This window comes from Frankia sp. CcCS3, assembly GCF_977927575.1.
Genome location: NZ_CDWRCL010000281.1, coordinates 1 through 4,470 on the forward strand (window position 1 = coordinate 1; position 4,470 = coordinate 4,470).

At 73.0% G+C, this 4,470-nt stretch carries 4 protein-coding genes, 1 pseudogene and 1 riboswitch; all 5 genes and pseudogenes read left to right on the top strand.

Annotated features, from left to right (window positions below; translation table 11 throughout):
• The first annotated feature begins 97 nt into the window (after positions 1-97).
• Positions 98-208, top strand: a riboswitch (SAM riboswitch).
• A gap of 36 nt (positions 209-244) precedes the next feature.
• Positions 245-736, top strand: a pseudogene (locus AC08OQ_RS17850) (ATP-binding cassette domain-containing protein); the annotation flags it as partial.
• A 31-nt stretch (positions 737-767) separates the two neighbouring features.
• Positions 768-1,961, top strand: coding sequence for an LLM class flavin-dependent oxidoreductase (locus AC08OQ_RS17855; protein ID WP_476602151.1), 1,194 nt, complete (start codon positions 768-770; stop codon positions 1,959-1,961).
• 327 nt (positions 1,962-2,288) lie between these two features.
• Positions 2,289-3,191 (top strand): NADP-dependent oxidoreductase, encoded by a 903-nt coding sequence (locus AC08OQ_RS17860; RefSeq protein ID WP_476602150.1) that lies wholly within the window; start codon positions 2,289-2,291, stop codon positions 3,189-3,191.
• Positions 3,188-3,958: a GNAT family N-acetyltransferase gene (locus AC08OQ_RS17865; protein ID WP_476602149.1), complete on the top strand. Its 771-nt coding sequence runs from the start codon at positions 3,188-3,190 to the stop codon at positions 3,956-3,958. The genes AC08OQ_RS17860 and AC08OQ_RS17865 overlap by 4 nt, the downstream gene beginning before the upstream one ends.
• A gap of 181 nt (positions 3,959-4,139) precedes the next feature.
• A partial coding sequence (locus tag AC08OQ_RS17870; RefSeq protein ID WP_476612227.1) for a pyridoxamine 5'-phosphate oxidase family protein occupies positions 4,140-4,470 on the top strand: 331 nt, incomplete at its 3' end.

Consider the following 4,470-nt stretch of genomic DNA (forward strand, 5'->3'; position numbering starts at 1 on the left):
TCACCATCGCCGCGATCAACGAATGGCTGCCCCGATAAACTTCCCAAACAGGACCTAGGTTTGTCAGATCAGCCGCTTGGCTGATGGTTGACCGAGCTGTCACGAGCGCCAACGTTCAGCCCTGGCTTGTTGACCGGCAACCCTCGTTCGCGAAGGGGTGCCCCGGATGAGGACACGGCCGTGCCCCCGGGTGCGGCAAGCGCGGGCCCGTACTCCCGGGCCTGAGCCGAGGGAGCTGTGAAGCGAGCCGCTGGCGGTGCAGGGGGTTCGCCGCGCCGCGCGCCGGGCCCGCGTCCTCGAACTGATCGAGCAGGTCGGGCTGGACGAGAGCGTGCTCGACCGCCGGCCGCGCCAGCTGTCGGGGGGGCAGCGCCAACGGGTCGCGATCGCCCGGGCGCTCGCCCCGCGACCGCGGGTCATCATCTGCGACGAGCCGGTCTCCGCCCTCGACGTCTCCATCCAGGCGCAGGTGCTCGACCTGCTGGCCGATCTGCAGGCGCGGCTGGGGATCTCCTACGTCTTCATCTCCCATCACCTCGGCGTGATCTACCACGTCAGCGACCGGGTCCTGGTGATGAAGGACGGGCGGGTCGTGGAAGCCGGAGACGTCGAGGAGCTGTTCGCAAACCCCCGCCACGAGTACACCCGCAGCCTGCTCGCCGCGCTCCCCACCCTCGACGGCGCGGCGCTGCGCCCCCGGCCCGCCGACGACGGTGCCGCCGGACAGCCACAGTGAGAGACGAGCCGACCGACCTGAAAGGTTCGCGATGAGTGAGATCCCATTGGCCGTCCTCGACCTCGTCCCGGTCAGTGATGGCGGCACGAACGGCGAAGCACTGCGCAACACCGTCGATCTGGCCCGGCGGGCGGAGGAGTTCGGGTACGAACGCTACTGGTTCGCGGAACATCACCTCAATCCCGGCGTCCTCGGCGTCTCCCCCGCCGTCGCCATCGCCCTGGTGGCCGGAGCGACGAGGACCATCCGGCTCGGGTCGGCCGGGGTGCAGGCCGGACACCGCACCCCGCTGTCGGTGGTTGAGGAGTTCGGCCTCATCGACGCCCTGCACCCGGGCCGCCTCGACCTCGGGATCGGACGCTCGCCCAGCCGGCCGGCCCCCGGGCCCGGCGGGCCGGTGAACGACCCGGCAGCCGAACGAAGCCTGATCTCGGCGGCGGCGGCCTACTCCGCCGGGCTCGGCGGGGCGGACCACAGCATCGAGCAGCGGGCCGAGAACGGCCTGCTGATCCCCAATCGCTACGGCTTCCGCGGGCTGCTCGGCTCGTCGCGGCTGGGGCTGATGCTGTCGCTGCTGCAGCAGCCGAGCGCCTACACCCCGGACTACGCCGAGCAGATCGACGACGTCCTCGCGCTGCTGCGCGGAACCTATCGCTCGGCCGACGGCCTCCAGGCGCACGCCTACCCCGGTGAGGGCGCGAACGTGCAGGTCTGGATCCTCGGGGCATCCGGCGGATCGAGCGCCGCCGTCGCCGGCGAGCGCGGGCTGCGGTTCGCGGCCTCCTACCACCACAACCCCAGCACCGTGCTCGATGCCGTCGACGCCTACCGGGCCGCGTTCCGGCCGTCGGCGGAACTCGCCGAGCCGTACGTGTCGGTCTCGGCGGACGTCGTCGTCGGGGAGGACGATGCGAGCGCCGCACGGCTGGCCGCCGGCTACGGCCTGTGGGTCCGCAGCATCCGTTCCGGCGCCGGGGCCATCCCGTTCCCCAGCCCGGAGCAGGCCGCGGCGCACGCCTGGAGCAACGCCGACCGCGCGCTCGTCGAGGACCGGGTCACCACCCAGCTCGTCGGGTCCCCGCGAACCATCGCCGACCGGCTCGAGCAGCTGGCCCAGGCGACCGGGGCCGACGAGCTCGCCATCACCACGATCACCCACCAGCACGCCGACCGGGTGCGGTCCTACGAGTTGCTCACCAAGGAGTGGCGCCGACGCCGGGCGTGAGTAGGCCGGGATCGCACCTGCCCAGGTCTCCCCGGCCTCATCCGGCCTTTCCCGGCCTCCCAGGCCTCTCCTGACCTCCCTGACCTCCCTGACCTCCTTCGATCTTCTTCGGCCCTTCTTCGACGTCGAACAGAACCAGAATCTGACTATCGGCCTGACCGCGGCAGGCGCCGCCGCCCCGGTGCCGGCCACCGCCGGAAGGTGGCGGCCCGGCCCGGTGTTGTAGGTGACCGCGGTCGGCGTAGACGCCGATCGCGGATATCGCGGAGGTCTCGGCGCGGCGGGACGGCCGCGGCGGGACGGCCAGGGGAAACGGCGAAGGGAACGGTGGTTGTGGTGCCGAAGGCGTACGTCTACAGCGACCACGGCGGTCCGGAGGTGGAGGCATTCGCCGACCTCCCGATCCCGGTAGCCGGGCCGGGTCAGCTCACGATCGCGGTACGTGCCGCCGGGGTCAACCCCGTGGACTGGAAGCTGCGGGGCGGCCTGCGGCTGCCGGCCGCCCCGCCAGCCGTGTTTCCGGTCGTACTCGGAGTGGAGGCCGCCGGCGTGGTGACGCAGGTGGGCCCGGACGTCGACGGATTCGCCATCGGCGACGAGGTGTTCGGCAGCGCGCCGGGCGGTGGCTACGCCGAGTACACGGTGCTGACCGCCGGGGAGAGCGCGCGCAAGCCGGCGACGCTGCCGGTCGCGGCGGCGACCGCCTACGACGGCGTGCACCAGCTGGCCCTGCCGCCCGGCGCCACCCTGCTGATCACCGGTGTGGGTGGCGGCGTGGGAGTGGCCGCTGCGCAGATCGCCCGGCAGGCGGGCCTGACGGTCGTCGGCACCGCGAGCGCCGGCAAGAAGGACTTCGTCGAGGCCCTCGGCGTCGCGCACGTCGAGCCGGGCCCCGGCATCGCGGACCGGGTGCGGGCCGCCGCGCCCAGGGGGGTCGACGGAATCTACGATCTCGTCGGGGGCGAGACGCTGGACGACGTCGTCGAGGTCCTCGCGGACCGGTCGAAGCTCGTCACAGCCTTGTCCGGGGCGAGCGACCGGCACGGCGGGACGACGGTCCAGCGGGCCCGGGACAGCCGCGTGCTCGACGCGGTCGCCCAGCTGGTCGTGGACGGCGCGCTGGACCCGCTCGTGACCGCAACCTTCCCGCTGGACCAAGCCCCGGCGGCGCTGCGCGCGGTGGAGAACGGCCACGCCCGCGGCAAGATCGTGATCGAGATCGCCGCGTGACCGAGCTTGCCGTTCCCCGACGCCATGTCCCCGACCGGCAGGAGCCCGACCGGCAGGAGCCCAGGCGGCACGTGACCGGCCAGCACGTGCTGAACAACCCCGTCCGTTCCTCCCTCCTGGGTCCGCACGCGCATTTCGCCGAGCGGGTCGGTGACGTGCTGCGCTACCCGGTCAACGTGTCACCGTTCGTCGCCCTGCCGGACGTGCCCGACGAGGGCACCTGGCGCAACGCCGCAGCGATGCTCGGCCCGGGCGCGATCGTGCCGTTCACCGGCATCGACGCTTCCCCGCCGCCCGGCTGGGAAGAGGCAAGCTTCGACGGCGCGCAGCTCGTGGACGAGGGGGTCGACGCGTTCCCGGACGAGGAGGCCGTGCGGCTGGGGCCCGCGGACGTGCCGGAGATGCTCGCGCTGGTCGAACGCACCAAACCCGGGCCGTTCCTGCCCCACACGATCGAGCTCGGCACGTACCTCGGCATCCGGCGGGACGGCACGCTGGTGGCGATGGCCGGGGAACGGCTGCACCCGCCCGGCTGGACCGAGATCAGCGCCGTCTGCACGGACGCGGGCCACCGGGGCCAAGGCCTCGCGACCCGGCTCGTCCGCGCGGTCGCCGCGGGCATCCGGGCCCGCGGGGAAACACCGTTCCTGCACGCCGCGGCGACCAACACGAACGCGATCCGGCTCTACGAGTCGCTCGGGTTCCGGCTGCGGCGTGAGGTGACGTTCCGCGCCGCGCAGATACCGGATATCGAGCCGGCCGCGTAACCACCGCACCGGCCCGCGTGGCGAACGCCTTCCCCGCGGGCCGGTGCGGACCGCCGGCAGGCCATCCCCCGGTCGGACGACCCGCGCCGGCGCGACGACCGGCCCTGCCCGCGCTCGCCCCGTCCGACTACCGTTCAGAAGTGGAGGTACGCCGACGACCCAGAACGAGGGGGATGACGCGATGACCCCGCCGAACGCGGGCGCGCCGGCGCTCGTCACCGTGGCTTCACCGACCGATCGGACCGAGCTGGCCATGCCCACGACGCAGACACCGACCCAGACCACCGGGACCAGCATCAGGGTGGCATTCGCCTTCGACCATGCCGGTGGCGGGGTGCTGTCCCCCGCAACCTGCCTGTGGCTGCTCGGGAACGAGCAGCTCGGCCGGGTGGCGTTCCGGGCGGACGGGGAGGTCCTCGTGCTGCCGGTGAACTACGTGATGGACGGGGAGGCGGTGGCCTTCCGGACGGCCGTGGGCTCGAAGCTGACCGCCGCGATCGAGGAGGACGCGG